At 72.0% G+C, this 20,446-nt stretch carries 20 protein-coding genes and 1 pseudogene; 11 read left to right on the forward strand and 10 right to left on the reverse strand.

The features are described from left to right. Window positions 1–176: 176 nt before the first annotated feature. Window positions 177–2,330 carry an excinuclease ABC subunit UvrB gene (gene uvrB, locus ACIRFL_RS10350; protein ID WP_404026177.1) on the reverse strand — a complete coding sequence of 718 codons (2,154 nt, stop codon included), beginning with the start codon at window positions 2,328–2,330 and terminating at the stop codon, window positions 177–179. 40 nt (window positions 2,331–2,370) lie between these two features. Next, window positions 2,371–3,261 (reverse strand): MHYT domain-containing protein, encoded by an 891-nt coding sequence (locus tag ACIRFL_RS10355; protein WP_404026179.1) that lies wholly within the window; start codon window positions 3,259–3,261, stop codon window positions 2,371–2,373. Between the two features lie 279 nt (window positions 3,262–3,540). On the opposite strand from ACIRFL_RS10355, the gene ACIRFL_RS10360 reads away from it, so the two are divergent. The 4 genes from ACIRFL_RS10360 to ACIRFL_RS10375 all read left to right on the forward strand — a co-directional run bounded on the left by ACIRFL_RS10360 (window position 3,541) and on the right by ACIRFL_RS10375 (window position 7,106). Beyond that, a complete protein-coding gene (locus ACIRFL_RS10360) occupies window positions 3,541–4,413 on the forward strand; it encodes a glycerophosphodiester phosphodiesterase (RefSeq protein WP_404026180.1) in 873 nt (290 codons plus the stop codon). Window positions 4,414–4,485: 72 nt separating this feature from the next. Beyond that, on the forward strand, window positions 4,486–5,040 hold the full coding sequence (locus tag ACIRFL_RS10365; protein WP_404026183.1) for a methylated-DNA--[protein]-cysteine S-methyltransferase: 555 nt from the start codon (window positions 4,486–4,488) through the stop codon (window positions 5,038–5,040). 246 nt (window positions 5,041–5,286) lie between these two features. Then, window positions 5,287–6,195 (forward strand): pseudouridine-5'-phosphate glycosidase, encoded by a 909-nt coding sequence (locus tag ACIRFL_RS10370; protein ID WP_404026186.1) that lies wholly within the window; start codon window positions 5,287–5,289, stop codon window positions 6,193–6,195. Further along, window positions 6,180–7,106, forward strand: a complete 927-nt coding sequence (locus ACIRFL_RS10375) for a carbohydrate kinase family protein (RefSeq protein WP_404026188.1) — start codon at window positions 6,180–6,182, stop codon at window positions 7,104–7,106. Before ACIRFL_RS10370 ends, ACIRFL_RS10375 begins: the two co-directional genes overlap by 16 nt. A 301-nt stretch (window positions 7,107–7,407) precedes the next feature. Here ACIRFL_RS10375 and ACIRFL_RS10380 read toward each other — a convergent pair whose 3' ends face one another. Next, window positions 7,408–8,214: a methyltransferase gene (locus ACIRFL_RS10380; protein WP_404026191.1), complete on the reverse strand. Its 807-nt coding sequence runs from the start codon at window positions 8,212–8,214 to the stop codon at window positions 7,408–7,410. Window positions 8,215–8,426: 212 nt separating this feature from the next. On the opposite strand from ACIRFL_RS10380, the gene ACIRFL_RS10385 reads away from it, so the two are divergent. Further along, window positions 8,427–9,554, forward strand: a complete 1,128-nt coding sequence (locus ACIRFL_RS10385) for a magnesium and cobalt transport protein CorA (RefSeq protein WP_404026193.1) — start codon at window positions 8,427–8,429, stop codon at window positions 9,552–9,554. A 24-nt stretch (window positions 9,555–9,578) separates the two neighbouring features. On the opposite strand, the gene ACIRFL_RS10390 is transcribed toward ACIRFL_RS10385, so the two are convergent. The 3 genes from ACIRFL_RS10390 to ACIRFL_RS10400 form a co-directional block, all read right to left on the reverse strand. Next, entirely contained in the window at window positions 9,579–10,013 is a 435-nt protein-coding gene (locus tag ACIRFL_RS10390) for a CBS domain-containing protein (protein WP_404026194.1), read from the reverse strand. A gap of 381 nt (window positions 10,014–10,394) precedes the next feature. Continuing rightward, window positions 10,395–11,027: a uridine kinase gene (locus ACIRFL_RS10395; RefSeq protein ID WP_404026197.1), complete on the reverse strand. Its 633-nt coding sequence runs from the start codon at window positions 11,025–11,027 to the stop codon at window positions 10,395–10,397. Window positions 11,028–11,218: 191 nt separating this feature from the next. Then, window positions 11,219–11,641, reverse strand: coding sequence for a winged helix-turn-helix transcriptional regulator (locus ACIRFL_RS10400; RefSeq protein ID WP_404026200.1), 423 nt, complete (start codon window positions 11,639–11,641; stop codon window positions 11,219–11,221). Between the two features lie 99 nt (window positions 11,642–11,740). Here ACIRFL_RS10400 and ACIRFL_RS10405 point away from each other — a divergent pair, with 99 nt between their 5' ends. The 4 genes and pseudogenes from ACIRFL_RS10405 (at window position 11,741) to ACIRFL_RS10420 (ending at window position 15,624) form a co-directional block, all read left to right on the forward strand. Beyond that, on the forward strand, window positions 11,741–12,463 hold the full coding sequence (locus ACIRFL_RS10405; protein ID WP_404026201.1) for an NAD(P)-dependent oxidoreductase: 723 nt from the start codon (window positions 11,741–11,743) through the stop codon (window positions 12,461–12,463). 189 nt (window positions 12,464–12,652) lie between these two features. After that, window positions 12,653–13,356, forward strand: a pseudogene (locus ACIRFL_RS10410) (DUF2293 domain-containing protein). Window positions 13,357–13,496: 140 nt separating this feature from the next. Further along, window positions 13,497–13,976: a DUF1772 domain-containing protein gene (locus tag ACIRFL_RS10415; protein WP_404026588.1), complete on the forward strand. Its 480-nt coding sequence runs from the start codon at window positions 13,497–13,499 to the stop codon at window positions 13,974–13,976. 160 nt (window positions 13,977–14,136) lie between these two features. After that, on the forward strand, window positions 14,137–15,624 hold the full coding sequence (locus ACIRFL_RS10420; RefSeq protein WP_404026204.1) for a glutamate synthase subunit beta: 1,488 nt from the start codon (window positions 14,137–14,139) through the stop codon (window positions 15,622–15,624). A 181-nt stretch (window positions 15,625–15,805) separates the two neighbouring features. Here the strand turns inward: ACIRFL_RS10420 and ACIRFL_RS10425 are convergent, their stop codons facing one another. Both ACIRFL_RS10425 and ACIRFL_RS10430 read right to left on the reverse strand, forming a co-directional pair. Beyond that, on the reverse strand, window positions 15,806–16,081 hold the full coding sequence (locus ACIRFL_RS10425; RefSeq protein ID WP_404026207.1) for a DUF397 domain-containing protein: 276 nt from the start codon (window positions 16,079–16,081) through the stop codon (window positions 15,806–15,808). Then, window positions 16,082–16,942: a helix-turn-helix transcriptional regulator gene (locus ACIRFL_RS10430; RefSeq protein ID WP_404026210.1), complete on the reverse strand. Its 861-nt coding sequence runs from the start codon at window positions 16,940–16,942 to the stop codon at window positions 16,082–16,084. A 220-nt stretch (window positions 16,943–17,162) separates the two neighbouring features. Between ACIRFL_RS10430 and ACIRFL_RS10435 the strand changes: the two genes are divergently transcribed. Both ACIRFL_RS10435 and ACIRFL_RS10440 read left to right on the forward strand, forming a co-directional pair. Further along, a complete protein-coding gene (locus ACIRFL_RS10435) occupies window positions 17,163–17,813 on the forward strand; it encodes an ATP-binding protein (protein ID WP_404026212.1) in 651 nt (216 codons plus the stop codon). Next, a complete protein-coding gene (locus tag ACIRFL_RS10440) occupies window positions 17,804–18,235 on the forward strand; it encodes a hypothetical protein (RefSeq protein ID WP_404026214.1) in 432 nt (143 codons plus the stop codon). The genes ACIRFL_RS10435 and ACIRFL_RS10440 overlap by 10 nt, the downstream gene beginning before the upstream one ends. Window positions 18,236–18,380: 145 nt before the next feature. On the opposite strand, the gene ACIRFL_RS10445 is transcribed toward ACIRFL_RS10440, so the two are convergent. Both ACIRFL_RS10445 and ACIRFL_RS10450 read right to left on the reverse strand, forming a co-directional pair. Then, a complete protein-coding gene (locus ACIRFL_RS10445; RefSeq protein WP_404026215.1) occupies window positions 18,381–19,025 on the reverse strand; it encodes a DUF899 domain-containing protein in 645 nt (214 codons plus the stop codon). A 113-nt stretch (window positions 19,026–19,138) separates the two neighbouring features. After that, complete coding sequence (locus tag ACIRFL_RS10450; protein ID WP_404026216.1) at window positions 19,139–20,305, reverse strand: cytochrome P450; 1,167 nt, start codon at window positions 20,303–20,305, stop codon at window positions 19,139–19,141. Between the last annotated feature and the right edge of the window lie 141 nt (window positions 20,306–20,446).

Raw genomic sequence — 20,446 nt, forward strand, 5'->3', positions numbered from 1 at the left:
CTCCACCCTCGAACGCGGCATCCGCCGAGACGACGACCTCGCCCACGCCTACCGCGACTGGCTCCAAGCCGCTTGACAGGCAATAGGAGCATCAGTGCCGAACCCCGATCCGCGCTTTGTGTCGGTGTTGCAACACTCCGCGCACGTACCGGGGTCCGGGACAGCCGACGGCGGGTTCAGGCCAGCCCCGCCTCTCTCATCTGGCGCAGCTCCTTCTTCATCTCGGAGACCTCGTCGCGCAGCCGGGCCGCGATCTCGAACTGCAGGTCAGCGGCGGCGGCACGCATGCGCTCCGTCATCTCCTCGATCTGCCCGGAGAGTTCGGCCGCCGGGTGGTCCGTCGGCACCACGTCCTTGGCCTTGGCCTTGCCCTTGGCGGGCTTGGCGGACTTCGCGCCCTTGGCCGCCTTGTCACCGAGCGACGGGACCGGGGCCTTGGCGCCCTTGCCGTCCTTCAACTTGCGGTATCCGGTGCCGAGAAGCTGCTCGGTGTCGACCTCCTCGCGGGCGATCTGCGCGACGATGTCGTTGATCTTCTTGCGCAGCGGCTGTGGGTCGATGCCGTTGGCCTTGTTGAAGGCGACCTGCTTCTCGCGGCGCCGGTTGGTCTCGTCGATGGCCCGCTCCATCGCCGGGGTGATCTTGTCGGCGTACATGTGGACCTGACCGGAGACATTGCGCGCCGCGCGGCCGATGGTCTGGATCAGGGATGTCCCCGAGCGCAGGAAGCCCTCCTTGTCGGCGTCGAGGATCGCCACGAGGGAGACCTCGGGCAGGTCCAGGCCCTCGCGCAGGAGGTTGATGCCGACCAGGACGTCGAACTCGCCGGAGCGCAGTTCGCGCAGCAGCTCGACGCGGCGCAGGGTGTCGACGTCGCTGTGCAGATAGCGGACCTGGATGCCGAGTTCCAGGAAGTAGTCCGTAAGGTCCTCGGCCATCTTCTTGGTGAGCGTCGTCACCAGGACACGCTCGTCCTTCTCGGTTCGCTTGCGGATCTCGTGCACGAGGTCGTCGATCTGGCCCTCGGTGGGCTTGACCACGACCTCCGGGTCGACCAGGCCGGTGGGGCGGATGATCTGCTCCACGACCCCGTCGGAGCGGGACAGCTCGTAGGCGCCCGGAGTGGCGGACAGGTAGACGGTCTGCCCGATGCGCTCCTGGAACTCCTCCCACTTCAGCGGGCGGTTGTCCAGCGCGGAGGGCAGGCGGAAGCCGTGCTCCACGAGGGTGCGCTTGCGGGAGGCGTCGCCCTCGTACATGGCGCCGATCTGCGGGACGGTGACATGCGACTCGTCGATCACGAGCAGGAAGTCGTCCGGGAAGTAGTCCAGCAGGGTGTTGGGCGGGGAGCCGGGCAAGCGGCCGTCGAAGTGCATCGAGTAGTTCTCCACGCCGGAGCAGGTGCCGATCTGGCGGAGCATTTCGATGTCGTACGTGGTGCGCATCCGCAGCCGCTGGGCCTCCAGGAGCTTGCCCTGCTTCTCCAGCTCGGCCAGACGCTCCGCCAGCTCCTTCTCGATGTCGTTGACGGCCCGCTCCATGCGCTCGGGACCGGCGATGTAGTGCGAGGCGGGGAAGACGTACAGCTGCTGGTCGTCGCTGATGATCTCGCCGGTGAGCGGATGGAGCGTGGACAGCGCCTCGATCTCGTCGCCGAACATCTCGATGCGGACGGCCAGTTCCTCGTACACCGGGAAGATCTCGATGGTGTCGCCTCGGACCCGGAAGGTGCCGCGGGCGAACGCCATGTCGTTGCGCGTGTACTGGATGTCCACGAAGCGGCGCAGCAGATCGTCGCGGTCGATCTCGTCGCCCACCCGGAGGGGGACCATCCGGTCCACGTACTCCTGTGGCGTGCCGAGGCCGTAGATGCAGGAGACCGAGGCGACCACGACGACGTCGCGGCGGGTGAGCAGGGAGTTGGTCGCGGAGTGCCGCAGGCGCTCCACCTCCTCGTTGATCGAGGAGTCCTTCTCGATGTAGGTGTCCGACTGCGGGACGTAGGCCTCGGGCTGGTAGTAGTCGTAGTACGAGACGAAGTACTCGACCGCGTTGTTCGGGAGCAGTTCACGGAACTCGTTGGCCAGCTGGGCGGCCAGTGTCTTGTTCGGCGCCATCACGAGTGTGGGGCGCTGAAGCTGCTCGATCATCCACGCCGTGGTGGCGGACTTGCCGGTGCCGGTCGCGCCCAGCAGGACGACGTCCTTCTCACCGGCCCCGATGCGCTTGGCCAGGTCGGCGATGGCCGTCGGCTGGTCGCCGCTGGGCTGGTAGGGGCTGACGACCTCGAAGGGCGCCACCGTGCGTTCGATGTGGGAAACGGGCCGCATGCCATCCACGGTACGACCCCGCACTGACAACGGGCTCCGGTCAGCGGTTCTGCGGGGTGCGTGAGCTGTGGTGTCCCGGCTGTTCGGCCCTCTGGTGGATGCGCTGCGGGCCGGCCGGGACCTCCGGGCGGCGGCGCGGATGCGGGGCGACCGCACCAGCGGGGACACCGGGTTTGCGCTCCTGCGGGGGCCGGGCGGGCCTGCCCGCGATCATCAGCGGGTCGACCATCACGACGACGCCCGCGAGCAGGAGGAAGGCGAGAGGTCCGATCAGCATGGGCGCGAGCAGGACCGCGGACGAGGAATCCCCGGAGGCCGTGGCGGAGCCGTGCAGGTGGACGGTGAGGGCGGCCATGCCGGTGTAGTGCATGCCGCTGACCGCGAGTCCCATGACGAGGCTGGCGCCCACGCTCCACAGGAAGCCGCGGACCTGTCCCGCGGCCCACAGGGCGGTGGTAGCGGCCACGACCGCTATCACGACGGAGGCGGCTACGGTGACGGTGTTGTACTCCAGTCTCCCGTGCAGGCGCAGGCCCGCCATGCCGAGGTAGTGCATCGAGGCGATGCCCAGGCCGGTGATCGTTCCGCCGGTGAACAGTGCCGTTCCGGTGGCGCCGCGGTAGCCGACGATGAAGATCCCGACGCCCACCATGACGATGGCGATGCCGAGGCTGGCGTATGTGATCGGTCTGTCGAAGCGGACCGGGGTCTCCGCGACGCTGAATCCCATCATGGCGACGAAGTGCATGGTCCAGATGCCGGAGCCGATGGCGGCGGCGCCCAGGGCGAGCCAGGCGGGGCGCCTGGAGTGGGACACCAGCAGGGACCGGGTCGTGCAGCGCAGGCCGAGGGCGCCGCCGAGGCAGGCCATCAGGAAGGCCACCAACGGGGTGACGGCCCCGTAACTGAAGTCGTCGACCGTGCCCTGCATGCGCGGCTGCCCTTCCGCCTTCTCGCGTCCCGGATGATCTGCTCTGCGCCCCCGTCCCAGGACCGCTCGGGCGGTCAGGGTTGTCGCAGAGAGTATGACCCCCACCGGAACGGACGAACGATTTTCCGGCAAAGAAACACGCCCTTGCCCCACTTGTGCGGCACCGGTGAGCAGCCACGGGCATCTCGGTCCAAACTGTGCTCATCCTGTATCGCGCCGCTGTCCGCTCTCTGCTGTCACCCTAGTGCTGTCCGTATTCGCCCGTCGCGAGGAGCACGTATGCACGCGCGCGTCATTGCCGTCACGGCCGTCGCGCTCCTGGGGGCCGCCGCCCTGGTGACGCCCACGCGCGACGCCCGGGCCGGCGGCGCCGGCGGCCAGATCACGATCGTCGCCCACCGGGGCGCCTCGGCCCACGCCCCGGAGAACACGCTGCCCGCCGTCGACGAGGCGGCCCGCAGAGGCCTCACCTGGGTCGAGAACGATGTGCAGCGGACGAAGGACGGCGAACTGGTCGTCATCCACGACGACAGCCTGGCCCGCACCACGAACGCGGAGGAGGTGTTCCCGGACCGCGCGCCCTGGAAGGTGAAGGACTTCACCGCGGCCGAAATCGCCCGCCTGGACGCGGGCAGCTGGTTCGGACCCGCGTACGCGGGCACGCGCGTGCCGACGCTCAAGGAGTACATGCGCCGGGTCGACCGCCACCACGAGAAGCTGCTCCTGGAGATCAAGAGTCCGCAGCTGTATCCGGGCATCGAGCGGGAGACCCTGAAGCTCCTCGGCAACGAGGGCTGGCTGGACCGGCAGCACCTCGGCCGGCTCGTCGTGCAGAGCTTCAGCGCGGACAGCCTGAGGATCGTGCACGACCTGAAGCCGGGCCTCACGACCGGCTACCTCGGCACGCCACCGGCGGCGGCCCTGGGCGCCTACGCCGGCTTCACGGACCTGATCAACCCGTCCTACGCGTCCGTCTCCAGGAAATACGTCGCCACCGTGCACTCCTACGACGGGCCGCACGGCAGGCCGCTCGGGGTGTTCGCCTGGACCGTCGACGACGCGCCGACCGCGCGGAAAGTCGCCGGGTACGGCGTCGACGGCGTCATCACGAACCAGCCCGAGGTGGTGCGGCAGGCGCTGAGCGCGCCCTGAGTCCGCTCGGCGGAACGGCCCGGACGGACCGATGGCGGGGCGTTGTCAGTGGCGGGTCGTACGGTGGGGCGCATGGACAGCCATGGGCAGGACGAGCAGCGGGTGGTGTGGGCCGTCGTGGGCACCGACATCGGTCCGCTGCTGCTGGCGGCGACCGGAAACGGCCTGGTCAACGTCGTGTTCCATGCGACCGACGGGGTGCGCGACCGGGCACTGGAGCGGCTGGCGGCCCGGCTGGGCACCGAGCCCGTCGAGGCACCCGGTTCCCCGCTGCTGGCCGAGGCGATACGCCAGATCGAGGCGTACTTCGCGGGGAGACGGCATGACTTCGAGCTGCCGCTGGACTGGTCGCTGATCTCCGGCTTCAACCGGCAGGTGCTGCGCGAACTGGCGTCCGGCGTCCCGTACGGCACGGTGGTCGGATACGGCGATCTGGCCGGGCGGGTCGGCCAGCCGGGGGCGGCGCAGGCGGTGGGCATGGCCATGGGCTCCAATCCGCTGCCGGTCGTCGTGCCCTGTCACCGTGTCGTGGAGAGCGACGGCGGGATCGGCGGGTTCGGAGGCGGTCTGGAGACCAAGCGGAGGCTGCTCGCCCTGGAGGGCGTGCTGCCCGAGCCCCTGTTCTGACGGTCCTGCGCCACGGTCGGTGCGCCCTTGTGCGGGCACAGCGAGGGGCGGCCGGGGCCGGCGCGGTGCCGTCCTCTCCAGCACGCCGGGGGTTCCGGAAGCAGAAGGTGCGCCGAGCCTTGCCGCGAGCGCCGTCGAAGTCGTGTCTCTCCAGACTCGTGGCGGCCCTCGCAGGGCCGCGAGCGTTTAGCCCGCCGCGCGGCTCGCCAGGGATGAGGCAGGGACCGAGTGACAGGAGGCAGGCGCGTGGTGCTGGTGGTGGCGGAAGAAGTACGGGAGGCGATCGCCGCGCGTCGTCCCGTGGTGGCCCTGGAGTCCACGATCATCGCGCACGGGCTGCCGCGCCCACGCAATCTCCGGGTGGCGCGGGAGCTGGAGGAGGTGGTACGGCGAGAGGGTGCCGTGCCCGCCACGATCGCCGTGCTGGACGGGCGTCCCCATGTGGGGCTGGACAAGGAGCAGTTGGAGCGGATCGCGAACGAGGAGGGCCTGCGCAAGCTGGGCCATCGCGACCTGTCGCTGGCCGTGGCGGCGGGGGCGAGCGGGGCGACCACGGTGTCGGCGACCGCGCTGCTGGCGGCACATGCCGGCGTCCGGGTGTTCGCGACGGGCGGGCTGGGCGGCGTACACCGGCAGTGGACGGTGACGCAGGACGAATCCGCGGACCTGGGCCTGCTGGCGCGTACCCGGATCACGGTGGTGTGCGCGGGGGTGAAGTCGATCCTGGACGTGCCGGCCACCCTGCAGCGGCTGGAGACGCTGGGGGTCGCGGTCGCCGGGTACGGCACGGACCGGTTCCCCGGCTTCTATCTGTCCGACTCCGGACACCCCGTCGACTGGACGGTGCGCAGCCCGCAGGAGGTGGCGCGGGTCATGCGCGCCCAGGACGCGCTGGACGGTCCGGAGTCGGCGTTGATCGTCGCGAATCCCGTGCCGGAGACGGAGCAACTGGATCCCGCGACGCACGCGCGGGTGCTCGCCGACGCGCTGCGCGCCTGCGAGCTGGAGGGGATCACCGGCCAGGCGGTCACGCCGTTCCTGCTGGACTACCTGGTCCGGCACACCGACGGCGCCTCGCTGAGCGCCAATCTGGCGGCCGTCCGCGGCAATGTGCGGCTGGCGGCACGGATCGCGGCGGCGTGGGCCCGGGGGTGACGGCGGGGCGGACGGGGGCGCTGCTGGTCGTCGGGGACGTCGTCACCGATGTCGTCGCCCGGCACCGGGGCCCGCTCGCGGCCGGCACCGACACGGCGGCGGCGATCCGGACGCTGCCCGGCGGGGCGGGCGCCAATGTGGCCTGCTGGGCCGCTGCGGAGGGCTGCGCCGATGTGCGGCTGCTGGGACGGGTGGGTGCGGACGCCGCGGCATGGCACGAGCGGGAGCTGGTGTCGGCCGGAGTGCGTCCGCGGCTCGTGCTCGACGCGGAGGCGGCGACCGCGACGGTGATCTGTCTCGTGGACGCGGGCGCCGCGGCCGAGCGCACCTTCCTCACGGACAGCGGCGCGTCGCTGCGGCTCGAACCGGCCGACTGGTCGGACGCGCTGCTCGACGGGGTGGCCCGGCTCCATCTGTCCGGCTATCTGCTGTTCTCCGAGCCGAGCCGGGCGCTGGCGGCGGTGGCCCTGCGGGCGGCACGCGCGCGCGGGGTGCCGGTGAGCCTGGATCCGGCATCGGCGGGGTTCCTCCGGGACCTGGGGGTGGACCGCTTCCTGGCGTTCGCCGAGGGGCTGGACGTCCTGCTGCCCAGCCGGGACGAGGCGTGTCTGCTGACGGGCCTGTCCGATCCGGCGGACGCCGCGGCCAAGCTGAGCCGTCTCATCCCGCTGGTGGTGGCCAAGCTCGGTGCCGACGGGGCGTTGGTGGCCCGGTACGGCGAGGTGCTGGCCCGGGTTCCGGCCGCGCCGGTGACGCCCCGGGACACGACGGGCGCGGGTGACGCGTTCACCGGCGCCTTCCTGGCCGCTCTCCTCGCGGGTTCGGGTGCCGAGGACGCGGTGGCGCGGGGCTGCCGGGCGGGCGCCCGTGCGGTGGAGCGGGTGGGCGGCCGGCCACCGGCACGTGAATGACCGCGACGCGGTCTTGAGCGCGGCAGGTTCCTGGCGGCGGCGCGGACCGGCCGTGGCGCGGTGGTGTATGCGAAACGACGAACCCGCCGGACCCCCCTGCGGCTCGGGGCGAGATCAGTGACCGGCGGGAGAGGCGCGACAGCGCGGGGGCGTGGGGCACGGAGGGCCATGCCGTCGGCGCGGCGCGGCAGGCGTGCGTTTCGTGCGGCGCGGCAGACACCGACGGCGGCTCAGGGCGGTTCGGTGTCGCGGACGGGCGGATACAGCGGTCGTCGGGTGCGGCAGGGCGGGTCGGTTCCGTCTATGCCTTGCTCTGTGCCTTGCGTCCCCACGCCGAGATCATCGGTGCCGTGGCCAGGTCCATGCCGCCCGCGGCGACGTTGGCGAGGTGCTGGTCGATGTCCTCGTCGGTGGCCAGTCCCGTGGCGACGAGCCGGTCCCGGATCTGCCGCACGGTGGCGGACTCCAGCGCCGCGCAGGCGGGCGAGGTGAGCGGAAAGTACGCGTCGGCCTGCACGTCGCGCAGACCGGCCTCGCGCAGCAGGCGCGGGAGCCTGCGGCCGTAGGACAGGTCGGCGCCGCGCTCGGCGAGCAAGCGGCGAAAGCCCTTGCGCAGCCGGTTGGCGAGCTGCTGCTCGGGTGCGTACTCGTCCGGGCAGATGAGGGGCTGGAGCGCCGGGTCGGCGTCCTCGATCAGGAGCCGTCCGCCGGGCCGCAGCGCCTGGATCATCGAGCGCAGCGCCCGGTCCCGGTCCGGGACATGTACGAGGACCAGACGGGCGTGCACCAGGTCGAACCCCTCCCCCGGCGGCTCCTGTGCGCCGACGTCGTGCACGCGCACCTCGACGGGCGGACGGGCGGCCGGCAGGAGCAGCGAGGTGTCGATGTCGGTGGCGACGACCTTGCCGGTCGGGCCGACCGTCTTGGCCAGCCAGGACACCACCGAGGTACCGCCGGCGCCGACCTCCCAGCAGCGCTGGCCTGGCCCCAGCCCGAGGTCGGTCAGGTGCCGGAACGTGGTGGGGTCGAAGAGGGTGGCGAAGGCGTCGAAGCGCTGCCCCGCCTCGTTCTGCCGGTTGTCGAGGAGATAACCGTCGGATTGTGTCATGCTGCGATCATCCCAGCCGGCCCGCCGGTCGAGGATGGTGGACGCTCCGGCGCGACGACCGGCCCGCCACGGCCGTGACGGCTTGTCCACAGGCGGGAACCAAGCGGAATGCATCGTTCCCACAGGCTTGCCCGCGTATCGCGCCGGGCTGGCAGACTTTCTGGTCACGGCGCAACAGCACGGCGCGAGGAGTACCAGGCAGGGGGATCCGGATGTCCATGGCAGGGAATCTGCGCAAGGTCAGGGACCTGGGCGGGATGGGCCGCCTGCGCAAGGTCGCGCGGCTGGCCCGGAGACGACCGCGCGTCGATCTGAGCCATCCCGCCCGGTCGCCCCTGGGCTCCTCGGTGGTCAACTGCGTGACATACCGGGACGGCACCCGGCTCTCCGGCGGCGGCGACCTGGTCGACACCGTGGAGCGGATGCGCAAGAGCGGCGACGGATTCGTCTGGCTCGGGCTGCACGAGCCGACGGACGCCGAGTTCGCCGGCATCGCCGAACTGTTCGACCTGCATCCGCTGGCGGTCGAGGACGCGGTGGAGGCCCACCAGCGCCCGAAGCTGGAGCGGTACGGGGAGACGCTGTTCGTGGTGTTCAAGACGGTCTGCTACGTCGAGCACGAGGAGCTGACGGCGACGAGCGAGGTGGTGGACACCGGCGAGATCATGGTGTTCCTCGGCCAGGACTTCGTGATCACGGTGCGGCACGGCCGGCATGGCTCGCTGGGACCGCTGCGCGAGGAACTGGAGTCGCAGCCCCGGCAGCTGGCCAAGGGCCCGGCGGCGGTGCTGCACGCCATCGCGGACCATGTGGTGGACGAGTATCTGACCGTGACGGACGCGCTGCAGTCCGACATCGACCAGGTCGAGACGGATGTGTTCGCGGAGAACGGGGCGCGGGTCGACCCCGGCCGTATCTACCAGCTGAAGCGTGAACTCCTCGAACTGAAGCGGGCGGTGGTGCCGCTCGCCCGTCCGGTCGAGGACCTGGCCACACGGCCGATCCGGGTGGTCGACCTGGAGATACAGGCCTACTTCCGGGACGTCCTCGACCACTTGATACGGGCGAAGGAGCAGATCGCCTCCTTCGACGAACTGCTCAACTCGATCCTCCAGGCCCATCTGGCACAGGTGACGGTCGCGCAGAACGAGGACATGCGGAAGATCACGGCCTGGGCCGCGATCATCGCCGTACCGACGATGGTGTGCGGGGTCTACGGCATGAACTTCGACCACATGCCGGAGCTGCGCTGGCGATTCGGCTATCCGCTGGTCATCGGGGTGATATCCATCGCGTGTCTGACGCTGTACCGAGGGTTCAGGCGCAACGGCTGGCTGTGACCGGCCCGGGGCCGGATCCGGGCGTCAGTGACCGGGCGGCGTGGTCCGGGCGTAGACGCTCTCGGTGAAGGCGGCGATCTGGTCCTCCCCCAGGTGTTCGGCGAGGTCGGCCTCGCTGATCATGCCGACCAGACGCTTGTTCTCGATGACGGGCAGGCGGCGGATCTGGTGCCCCCGCATCTCCTGGAGCACTTCACCGACGTCGGCGCTCGCCTCGATCCAGCGGGGCGTGCCGTGGGCCATCTGCCCTGCGGTGATCTCGGCGGGGTCGTGGCCCATGGCCACACAGCCGACCACGATGTCGCGGTCGGTGAGAATGCCGCAGAGCCGTTCGTTCTCGTCGCTGATGGGCAGCGCCCCGACGTTCAGCTCGCGCATCAACTGGGCGGCGCGGTCCAGGGTCTCGTGGGCGGGGATCCACTGGGCGCCATGGTGCATGATGTCTCCGGCGGTGGTCATGGTGCACCTCCCGGTACCGGACTGGCCGGCGCGGCGCGGGAAACACCGCTGGTCCCGGCGGCCTTCATTCTCCCGCGCACGGCCCGGTCTCCGCACCCGCAGACGCGAGCCGCGCTCTCCCTCGGCCCGGAGCGCGGGCCGCGCCCGCCGCGGGAGAAGGTCCACGCGGGGAGGCCGTACGCGAAAGGGCCGTACCCGGCGGTGCGCGCCGGGGCCGGGCGGCGGGATGTCCAGCCGTGCGGGAAGGCCCGTGCGGGGAAGGCCGTACGCGGAAGGGCCGTGCGGGAAGGCCCACACGAGGAAAGCCGTGGGCAGAAGGCCCACGCGCGGAAGGTCCATGCAGGGCAGGCTCGTGCCCGGAAGGCCCGTGTGCGGGGTGGTTCAGCCGTTCCAGGCGGGGTGCCGGGGGTCGTCGGCGCGGACCAGGACGTCGGCCGTCGTGGCGGGGTCGGTCTCGTCCGCGTACCGCTCGAAGGCGGGCAGCGTCCAGTGGTCCGCCTCGGGGGTGCGGCGGCGCAGGGCGCCCGGTGAGAGGAGGACATGGACGGTCAGGTCGAAGGGAAACCAGTGCCGCAGAAGGAGCGGACCGTGCAGCAACAGCAGCCCGCCGGGCGGGAGTCGGACGTAGGAACTACGGGTGGCCCGGTCGGTGGCCGGGTCCCACAGGTCGGGCAGGACGCGGCCGTCGCCGCCGGGTTCGAGCGGGCCGAAGACCTCGCGCCACAGTGCCGCGGTGTCGAACCAGCCGCTGTAGTAGGACTCCAGGTCCCGGTGACCGTGTTCCAGCCGGACGGAGGCGGGGCGCAGGAATCCTTCGGCGCCCACGACGAGCGAGGGACGGCCGCGTACCCGCAGCGCCTGCGCGACCCGCTCCGCGAGGTCGCCCGGGCGGGCGGCCGAGGCGCCGTCGAAGGCGACGCGCGGCCAGGCACCGCCGTCCGCGGGCCGGACGTCGAGCAGCCGCTCGGCCAGCCGTTCGGCGAGCCGGTCCCAGGTGATCGCTTCGAGTCGCACGGGCCCATGATGCCTCGCCGGGCCGACCGCACCGGCACGGGATCGACCGGGGCCGGTCCGGCAGCCGCCCCGGGTTCCGCGGCCCGGCGGCGGAGCGGACGCCGGTGCCGGGTCCCGCGGCAGCCGCGCTCGCCGGTCGGTCCTGGCGTCCTGTCGCGAGGTCCGGCGGGCCGGGTGGGGGCCGGTGACGGTCAGGAGAGCCGTTCGTGGGCGCGTCGGGCGGCGAGGAGGGCCGGCAGATGCGCCTCGCTCCAGGCGCGGGCGGCATCGAGAAGGGGGATCAGGGTGCGACCGAGAGGAGTGAGGGCGTATTCGACACGAGGCGGGTTCTCGTCGTATGTGGTGCGGGTGAGCAGACCGTCGCGTTCCATCGCGCGCAGGGTCTCGCTGAGGACCTTGGGGGTGATCGCCCGGAGTGGGACACGGAGTTCGCCGAAGCGGCGCGGGCCGCCTTCGAGACAGCGGATCACCATGCCGGACCATTTGTCGCCGACCCGGAACGGCATCACCGAGGACGGGCAGACGGGGTCGAACATGTCGGGATCGAGCGGGACGTGGTCGAGCGGGGTGTGGTCGAGCGGGGCCGGCCGCTCGCGGTCCGTCGCTTCGGTCATCCGTCGAGGGTAGCGCCGATACCGTTGAAGTAACCGGGGTCCTGGTCCCTAACGTCCAGGTCAGCACGCGAAACCGCGGTGCGGACAGGGAGGTTGGGCATGGGCGGGAGCAGGGGCGGGATCGTCGTCTTCGGAGCCGGCGGGCGGGCCGGGCGGGCGGTCACGGCGGAGGCGCGCGGGCGCGGGTACGAGGTGACGGCGGTGGTGCGGGATCCGGCGCGGTATCCGGATCTCGCCGTGGACGGGGTGACCGTCGTGCGCGGGGATGTCACCGATCGCGGTTCGGTGGCCGGCGTCGTGGGCGGGCCGGTCGCCGCCGTGCACGCGGTGTCCCCGTTCAGCGGTCCCGAGCAGGGGTTCGACACGCTCGACCCGGAGTTCTTCGTGAAGGCGGCGGACGCGCTGCTCGGTGGCCTCGCCGCCACCGGGGTGGGCCGCCTGGTGGCCATCGGGCTGGGCGCCAATCTGCTCGGCGCGGACGGCCGACCGGTGATGGATGATCCCGGGGCGTTCCCGGCGGAGATACGGCCGTTCGCGCTGGCGCACACCGCGGGGCTCGAACGACTCCGTGAGTACCGTGCCGGGGCGGTCGACTGGGTGATGCTCACGCCGGCCGGGCACCTGGAGCACGGCGGGGTGCGGACCGGGCGGTACCGGGTCGGCGGGGAGCGGCTGCCCGACGGTGACGCCTGGTTGTCGTACGCGGACCTCGCGGTGGCGGTCGTCGACGAGATCGAGGCCCCGGCGCGGCACCGCACCCGTGTCTCGGTGTTCAACCTCCGCACCGACACCGGATCCGGCCTTGGCGGCGATGCGGGATGACGCCTCCGCACGGACCCGGACCCCGCGTTCGCCGGGGCACGGGCTCACGTCTCCACCCAGACTCGGGAGCCCACTTCCCCCGGAACGCGGGGCCACCTCTCCGCGCGGACGCGGGAGCCCACCTCCCCCGGTACACGGGGGCTCGCTGAGGCGCGGGAGAAGCGGGGGTGGGAGGGGAAGGTAGCGGGTATGGCGCGTCTTGCAGCTCAGCCAACTGACCCGTCGTCCAAGGGACTTCTCGTGATCCAGCCGCTGCGGCGGAAGCAGTGCGCCGCATGCCGTCGCGGACCGTTGTCGCTGCTCGTGTCCGAGGACGGGGCGCCACGATGCCTCGACTGTGCCGACCTCGGTCATCTGGTGTTCCTGCCGCGCGGCGACACCGCGCTGACGCGCAGGTCGCGGGAGGAGAGCGGGCTGTCGGCGGTGGTGGTGCGGTTCAACCGGCGCAGGAGCCGGTACGAGCGGCAGGGCGTGTCGTCGAGGAGGCGGCCCTGGCCCGGGCGGAGGAGCGGTGCCTGGCCGACGCGGAGGCGCGAAGACGGCGCCGGGCGCGGGACGCGCGGCGCCGGGCGGCGCAGGACGCCCGGTTCGCGCGGGCGTTCGCGGCGGAGATCCGGCGGCTGTTTCCCGGGTGCCCGGCCGAGAGGGCGGAGGCGATAGCCGGGCACGCGTCCGTGCGGGGCAGCGGGCGGGTGGGGCGTAGCGCGGCGGGGCGGTCGCTGTCCGAGGGTGCGGTGGTCTCGGCGGTCGTGGCGGCCGTGCGGCACCTGGACACGCCGTACGACCGGCTGCTGATGAGCGGGGTGCCGCGGCACGAGGCGCGGCGGCGGATCGCGGCGGCCGTGGAGACGGTGCTGCGCGGGTGGCGGGGGGCCGGGGCGGACGTGGGGTGAGTCCGAGCGGCCCTGGGCGGCTGGACGCTCGCGCATGGGCTCGCGCGTCACGGCGATGGTCGGGGTTTCGCAGGGGGAATTCACTGGGGCGACGGCGGGTGCCGGGTGGACCCGGTTCGAGGCGGGGAGTGGATGAGGACGTGATCGACGGGCCGTACTTCGTGCTGATCGTGCTGGGGGTGCTCGGTACCGGGCTGGTGGCCGGGGTGTTCTGCGGGTTCTCCACGTTCGTCATGCGCGGGCTGGGCGCGTTGCCTCCTGCGCAGGGCGTGGCCGCGATGAACGCGATCAACGTGGCCGCGGTGACGCCCGCGTTCATGCTGGTGTTCGCGGGGTCCGCGGTGCTGTGCGCGATGATCGCCGTGGTGACGTTCGTGCTGTGGCCGGACGACGGCAAGGTGGAGTTGCTGCTGGGCAGCGCGCTGTTCCTGTTCGGTTCGTTCGGGCTGACCCTGGCCGCGAACGTGCCCCGCAACGACACCCTGGCCGGGATGGAGCCGGGCAGCCCGGAGGCCGCCGCGTACTGGCCGACGTATGTGCGCGAGTGGACCATGTGGAACCACGTCCGCACGGTCGCCTCGGCCGCCGCCGCTGTGGTGTATGTGCTGGCGCTCACCTGAGTGCGTCCGGGGGCCGCCTGCGTGGGTCCGGGGGCGGGCAGGCTGCGTGGGAAGGGGCCGTCGGCGGCCCTGCGGCGGCGGCCGCAGGGACGTATCGTGGCGGCAGGAGTGCCGCCCGACGACGCTTGGCCCGTCGTACGCGTAGGCAAGGAAGACGACCATGGCCGACCCCAAGGGTTTCATGACCACGCCGCGCGAGGAGTGGCCGCGGCGGCCCGTCGAGGAACGGGTCAGGGACTGGGACGAGGTGTACGTCCCGGGGGCGCTGCTGCCCATCATCAGCAAGCAGGCCGACCGGTGCATGGACTGCGGCATACCGTTCTGCCACGAGGCCTGTCCGCTGGGGAACCTGATCCCCGAGTGGAACGACCTGGTGGCGCGCGAGGACTGGCGGGTGGCCGCCGACCGGCTGCACGCCACGAACAACTTCCCCGAGTTCACGGGCCGGTTGTGTCCGGCGCCGTGCGAGGCGGGGTGCGTGCTGGCGATCAACCAGCCGGCGGTGACCATCAAGAACGTCGAGTGCGCCATCGCCGACCGGGCCTGGCAGGAGGGCTTCACCCCGCCCCGGCCGCCGGACCGGCTGTCCGGGCGGACGGTCGCGGTGATCGGATCGGGCCCCACGGGGCTCGCCGCGGCACAGCAGCTGACCCGGGCCGGGCACACCGTCGCCGTGTATGAGCGGGACGACCGGGCGGGCGGGCTGCTGCGGTACGGCATCCCGTCCTTCAAGATGGAGAAACGCCACCTGGAGCGGCGGCTTGAGCAGATGCGCGCCGAGGGCACCAGGTTCCGTACGTCGACGCTGGTCGGGCGGGACATCGGGGCGGACGAGCTGCGGGCGCGCTACGACGCCGTGGTGATCGCCACGGGGGCCACGGCGTGGCGGGAACTTGCCGTGCCGGGGCGGGAGTTGGCGGGGATCCACCAGGCGATGGAGTATCTGCCGCTGTCCAACCGGGTGGGCGAGGGCGATCTGACGGTCTCGCCGCTGTGCGCGGCGGGGAAGCACGTCGTCATCGTGGGCGGCGGCGACACCGGTGCGGACTGTCTGGGCACGGCGGTCCGGGACGGCGCCGCGTCCGTGACCCAGCTGGACATCTACGCCCAGCCGGGCGCCGAGCGGGACGCGGACGCCGAGCCCTGGCCGACGTATCCGAAGATCTACCGGCTGTCGGCCGCGCACGAGGAGGCGCGCGACCTGGTGACGGCGCCGGCGGCCGACGCGGACGCGCGGCTGTTCGCGGCGTCGACGCTGCGCTTCACCGGGGACGAGAGCGGGCATGTGCGGTCGCTGCACCTGGTGGAGGTGGACGCGGCGCGCCGGCCGCTGCCGGGCACCGGGCGGAGGCTGCCCGCGGACCTGGTGCTGCTCGCGCTCGGTTTCTCCGGGCCCGACCGTACGGACGGGCTGATCGACCAGCTGGGGCTGGCGATGGACGCGCGCGGCACGATCGCCCGGGACGCCGGTTTCGCGACCGGCGTCCCCGGCGTGTTCGCCGCCGGGGACGCCGCGCGCGGACAGTCGCTGATCGTGTGGGCGATCGCGGAGGGCCGGGCGGTGGCCGCGGCGGTGGACCGGTATCTGACGGGGAGTTCGCGGCTGCCCGCGCCGATATCGGCGTACGACCGGCCGATGGCCGTGTGAGGGCCGGCGTGCGTCGGCCCTCACACGCTGCCTCACCGGTGCGGGCGGTACCCCCGTTCGTCGGCGGTGTGGTCGTGTTTGCCGTGGCGGTCGGGGGCACTCCGTAAGGGGCGGACGCGGTGGGTGATCAAGTCAGTGCCAGAAAAGGGAAGTCGAGTTAGCAACATCAACGTGCGGGGAGTCAGGACAGCAGGAAGTCCGCGTCACCCGCCTTCGCGCCCTGTATGAAGGCGGTCATCTCGTCCGTGGTGTAGATGAGCGCCGGCCCGTCCGGGTCGGTCGACTGACGGACGGCGATCCGGCCGTCGGAGAGCTTCATGGCCTCCAGGCAGTTACCTCCGTTGCCACCGCTCCACGGCTTGTGCCAGCCCTCGCTGCCCAGTTCGCGCGCGGGCATGCCGTTGTAGATCCGCTGGGCGCGGAGCAGCGGCTTGGCGTGGGTCTTGCTGCGTTCCATTCACAACTCCTTGCGAAGATCCCAGAGGATCTCCTTGGTGCGATGTGCCGTGGCGGCCTGAGCCGCCATGCGGTCCATGACCTCAAGGTGGGTCGCCACCTCTGAGCGCGCGTCCAGGTAGACGGCGCCGGTCAGGTACTCGCTGTAAACCATGTCCGGCAGTTCCGACACGGCGAATCGGAACAGCACGAAGGGCCCGTACGTGCCCGGATGCGGCCCGCTGGCGAACGGGGCGATCTGGAGGGTCACGTTGGGCAGCTTTGCGGCCTCAAGCAGCTTGTCGATCTGCGCGCGCATCACCTTCGGGCCGCCGACCTGGCGCAGCAGGACGGTCTCGTCCATCACCACCCAGAAACGGGGCGCGTCGGCGCGGGTGAGCAGATCCTGGCGCTGCATACGCAGCGCGACATGGCGCTCGATGTCGTCGGGCTGGGTCTGGCCTATGGCGCCGGATTCCAGGACGCCGCGCGCGTAGTCCTCGGTCTGCAGCAGGCCGGGTACGAAGTGCGGTTCGTACGAGCGGATCAGGCTGGCCGCGCCTTCGAGGCTGACGTACATCGAGAACCAGCCAGGCAGGATGTCGTGGAAGCGCTGCCACCAGCCGGGCTTGTTGGCGTCCTCGGCGAGCTGCACGAAGAGGTCGGCCTCGTCGTCGGAGACGCCGTAGGCCTTCAGGAGCAGCTGGAGGTACGGGATCTTGAGGGCGACTTCGGCCATCTCCATGCGGCGGACGGTGGCGGGGGCCACACGGAGGATGCGGGCGGCCTCCTCGCGCTTGAGCCCGGCGCGTTCCCGCAGGTCCAGCAGGCGCCGACCGAGGACGACCTGGCCCACGGTCGGCGCGGACCGCGGTTCGCTCACGCTCCACCTCCACCTCTTGAACGCGCTGGACACGCATGGATCCGGACAGCCCTGCGGCGCCGTTCGAAGGAGTCATCGGTGATCAGCTGGATCGCCGGTGATTCGAACTGGCGCCGCCGGACGTGCTGTTGCGAGCAGTGTGCCATGGCCCCCGACCGAGTCACACAGCACTCTGCAATTTTCAGAGTGACACTTGCCAAGTGTTCACGGCGGGGCGATAGTGGCAAGCGTGATTCCGTCCGCGCCCTTAGGAACAGAGGCCGCCGCAGACCGACCGGGTCTCGGCGCCGCCGCGGGAGCAGCCGCAGGTCAGGCCGCTGCCGAGCGTCGGTTCCGGTTCGAGCTGACCGCACATCCGGGCTCACCCGCCCAGGCGAGACGCCTGACACGGGCCCGGCTGTCCGGCTGGTCGGTGTGCGCGGACACCTGCGACACCGCGGCCCTGGTCATCTCGGAGCTGGTCACCAACGCGGTCGTGCACACGGCCAGCAGCCGGGTGGTGTGCGAGCTGCACGACCGCGACGACGTGCTGCGGATAGCCGTGCGTGACGAGGGGTGCGCGCCCGGTGAACCCCGGCCCTCCCCGCAGCGGGCCGAGGAGGAGCACGGGAGGGGATTGCTTCTCGTGGATGCCATGTGCCGGGCCTGGGGCGCCCAGGAGCACGGGCCTGGCCTGCTGGTCTGGGCCGAGCTGCCGCGGCAGAGCGATACCGCCCCGGAGGCCGCAGAACCGCACAGCGACCTGGGCTGGGGCACCCGCCCCAAGCCCGGCACCGGCCGGGGCACCGGCGAGGAGGAGCGGGTGCAGAAGCAGTACCGCAGGACGTCCGAGACGGAGACACGACGGTCCGGGAGGGCTGAATGGCTGTGAGCGGCGCCCCCCACGGCCCGGTGCGCGGGCTCGACACCCTGGTGCGGCTGCAGCGCGAGCAGCGTTCGCCGGGCACGACCGGGCGGCTCACGCTGCCCGATGGCATGACGACACCGCTGGGCTGCGACGCCGTCGCGGTGCCCGCCCGCTTCGGGCCGCTCGTCGTCCCCCGGCTGCCGCGGGTGGGCTGTGTGTACGCCGACGGATCGCACTGGTGGTGGATCGTCCCGTCGGACTCCGACTACGCGCTCGCATGGCCGACCCCGGCGCACTACGCGCCCGGCGCCCGGCTGCCCGCGGCCAGCCGTCTCATCCACCGGCCGGACGGCACCGTTCCGTACACCCCGCCGATTCCGCTCTATCTGGCCCTGTGCCGGGTGACGGGGACCACACCGGACTGGTCCCGGCAGCTCAGCGCGTAACCGCCGGCGGAAGGACGCGTCAGCCGGGGCCGGCCAAACGTCTCGTTGCCGGACCGCCGGTTCACGACGAGACCGCACACACGAAGCCGCCGCTTCGGCACCCTGCCGCCGTCCGCACCGTGTCGCTCGGTGCGCTACGTCCGTGTCAGGTGTCGTACTCGTCGTGGCGGCGGACCCGGTCGCTGCCCTCGGGGGTGCGGCCGAGCGCCGTCAGGTCCAGCAGGCTGGGGACGGAGCCCAGTGCGTCCAGCCCGTCCTCGTAGGCCGAGTAGGTGTGGAAGACCCGGTCGTGCTCACGCAGGAAGCAGCTGATCCCGGGCCGGTCGGCGAGCGTCCCGTCCCGTTCCAGGGTCACCTCGAAGTCCCGGTTGAAGTCGTTGCCGTGCGAAGAGAACCAGGGCAGTGCCCAGCCCATCCGCGCCTTGAACGGCAGGATCCGGGTGAACGGCGCCCGGGAGACGACCGCGAACGACGTCCCGCGCGCGTGGAGGTGCGCCAGATGCCCGATCTGGTCGAGGAACGCGGAGCAGTCGGGGCAGCCCGCGTCCCATTCGGGCGCGAACATGAAGTGGTAGACGACGAGCTGGCGCCGCCCCTCGAACAGATCGAGGAGCGTCGCCTTGCCGTCGCCGCCCTCGAACACGTACTCCGTGTCGATCTCGACCACGGGCAGCCGGCGCCGCTCGGCGTTCAGCACGTCGCGTGCGCGCCGGACCGCCTCCTCCTTGGCCAGCAACTCCGCGCGCGCCGCGCGCCACTGCTCGCGCGAGACGATCTCCGGTAACCGCATGGAGCCTCCTGTACGACGGTCACGACCCTGCGCTCTGGATGGTGACCCGCGGGCCGGGCGGAACTCATCGCCCCACGGGGGATTTTCCTCCATGTGGGGCACGGGCGCCGCAATCAGTAGGTCACAGGCAACGCGACAAGCCCCCGCGCGCGCAGCGACCGGCGCCACCGCAACCCGCCGTCGGCGAGGGCCAGATCAGGGAACCGCTCCAGCAGGGCGGTCAGGGCGATCTCGGTCTCCGCGCGGGCCAGCGGAGCGCCGAGGCAGTAGTGGATGCCGTGGCCGAGGGCGAGGTGTCCGCCGGCGTCACGGCCGAGGTCGAGGCGGTCGGGGTCGGGGAAGCGGGCGGGGTCGCGGTTGGCGGCCGCCGGTGACACCCAGACCGTCTCGCCCGCTGGCACGGTCACCCCGCCGATCGTGACGTCCTCGACCGGGAAGCGCCGGATGGCGAGCAGCGCGGGTCCCTCGTAGCGGGCGAACTCCTCGACGGCGCCCGGCAGCAGGCCCAGGTCGCGGCGCAGCGCGGCGAGCTGGTCGGGGTGGCTGAGCAGGGCGAGCACGGAGTTGCCGATGAGCTGCACCGCGTTCTCGTAGCCGGCGAACAGGATGAGGAAGGCGAGGGACATCAGTTCGTCCTCGCCGAGCCGGTCGCCGTCGTCGCGCACGGCGATCAGGTCGGAGAGCAGGTCGTCGCCCGGCTCGGCGCGCTTGTCGCGCAGCAGCCGGGTGAAGTACCCCAGCATCGCCGCCACGGCCTCCTTGCCGGCCTCGGGCCGTGCCGGGTCGGGGGCGACGAGGCTGTCCGTCCAGACCCTGAAGTCGAACCGGTGCTCGTCCGGAATGCCGAGCAGGTCGCAGATCACGGTGATCGGCAGGGGTGCGGCGTAGGCGGCTACGAGGTCGGCGCTGCCGTGCGGGCCGAGCGCGTCGAGCAGCGAGTCGGCGGTGCGCCGGATCGGCGCGCGCAACCGCTGCACGCGGCGCGGTGTGAAGGCACGGCCGACCAGGCGGCGCACGCGCGTGTGGTCGGGCGGGTCCATGTTGAGCAGGTTGGCGTCGAGGGCGAGTGGCAGCGGGAAACCCTTGTAGGTGCCCGCCGAGGCGTGCCGTTTGTCGAGCGCGAGCCGGGGGTCGGCGAGGGCTTCACGCACGTCGTCGTAGCGGGTGACGAGCCAGGCCGGGGCGCCGTCGGGGCTGGTGATGCGGTGCACCGGTGCGCTGTCGCGCAGCCGCCGGTACACGTCGTACGGGTGGTCCAGGAGGCCGTCCGCGAGATCCATGGGGCACAGCCTAGAAAGAAGCGGGTGCCTCGGGTGGCGTACTCCTGAAGGCGGCACCGTCGACAACCGGTCGGGACGGACCGGTGGGGCGGTGAAGCGGGGTGGCCGGCGGGTCAGGCGCGCGGGCGTTGATGACCTGCC

It is taken from the genome of Streptomyces sp. NPDC102462 (genome assembly GCF_044765425.1).
Classification (GTDB): domain Bacteria; phylum Actinomycetota; class Actinomycetes; order Streptomycetales; family Streptomycetaceae; genus Streptomyces.

Bases quoted from the DNA above. Each gene is read 5' to 3' on its own strand.
- ACIRFL_RS10420 (WP_404026204.1), top strand. From the start codon at position 14,137: ATGGCCGACCCCAAGGGTTTCATGACCACGCCGCGCGAGGAGTGGCCG.
- ACIRFL_RS10400 (WP_404026200.1), bottom strand. From the start codon at position 11,641: ATGACCGAAGCGACGGACCGCGAGCGGCCGGCCCCGCTCGACCACACC.
- ACIRFL_RS10450 (WP_404026216.1), bottom strand. From the start codon at position 20,305: ATGGATCTCGCGGACGGCCTCCTGGACCACCCGTACGACGTGTACCGG.
- ACIRFL_RS10425 (WP_404026207.1), bottom strand. From the start codon at position 16,081: ATGGAACGCAGCAAGACCCACGCCAAGCCGCTGCTCCGCGCCCAGCGG.
- ACIRFL_RS10385 (WP_404026193.1), top strand. From the start codon at position 8,427: ATGTCCATGGCAGGGAATCTGCGCAAGGTCAGGGACCTGGGCGGGATG.
- ACIRFL_RS10355 (WP_404026179.1), bottom strand. From the start codon at position 3,261: ATGCAGGGCACGGTCGACGACTTCAGTTACGGGGCCGTCACCCCGTTG.
- ACIRFL_RS10380 (WP_404026191.1), bottom strand. From the start codon at position 8,214: ATGACACAATCCGACGGTTATCTCCTCGACAACCGGCAGAACGAGGCG.
- ACIRFL_RS10440 (WP_404026214.1), top strand. From the start codon at position 17,804: ATGGCTGTGAGCGGCGCCCCCCACGGCCCGGTGCGCGGGCTCGACACC.
- ACIRFL_RS10445 (WP_404026215.1), bottom strand. From the start codon at position 19,025: ATGCGGTTACCGGAGATCGTCTCGCGCGAGCAGTGGCGCGCGGCGCGC.
- ACIRFL_RS10365 (WP_404026183.1), top strand. From the start codon at position 4,486: ATGGACAGCCATGGGCAGGACGAGCAGCGGGTGGTGTGGGCCGTCGTG.
- ACIRFL_RS10405 (WP_404026201.1), top strand. From the start codon at position 11,741: ATGGGCGGGAGCAGGGGCGGGATCGTCGTCTTCGGAGCCGGCGGGCGG.
- uvrB (WP_404026177.1), bottom strand. From the start codon at position 2,330: ATGCGGCCCGTTTCCCACATCGAACGCACGGTGGCGCCCTTCGAGGTC.
- ACIRFL_RS10390 (WP_404026194.1), bottom strand. From the start codon at position 10,013: ATGACCACCGCCGGAGACATCATGCACCATGGCGCCCAGTGGATCCCC.
- ACIRFL_RS10360 (WP_404026180.1), top strand. From the start codon at position 3,541: ATGCACGCGCGCGTCATTGCCGTCACGGCCGTCGCGCTCCTGGGGGCC.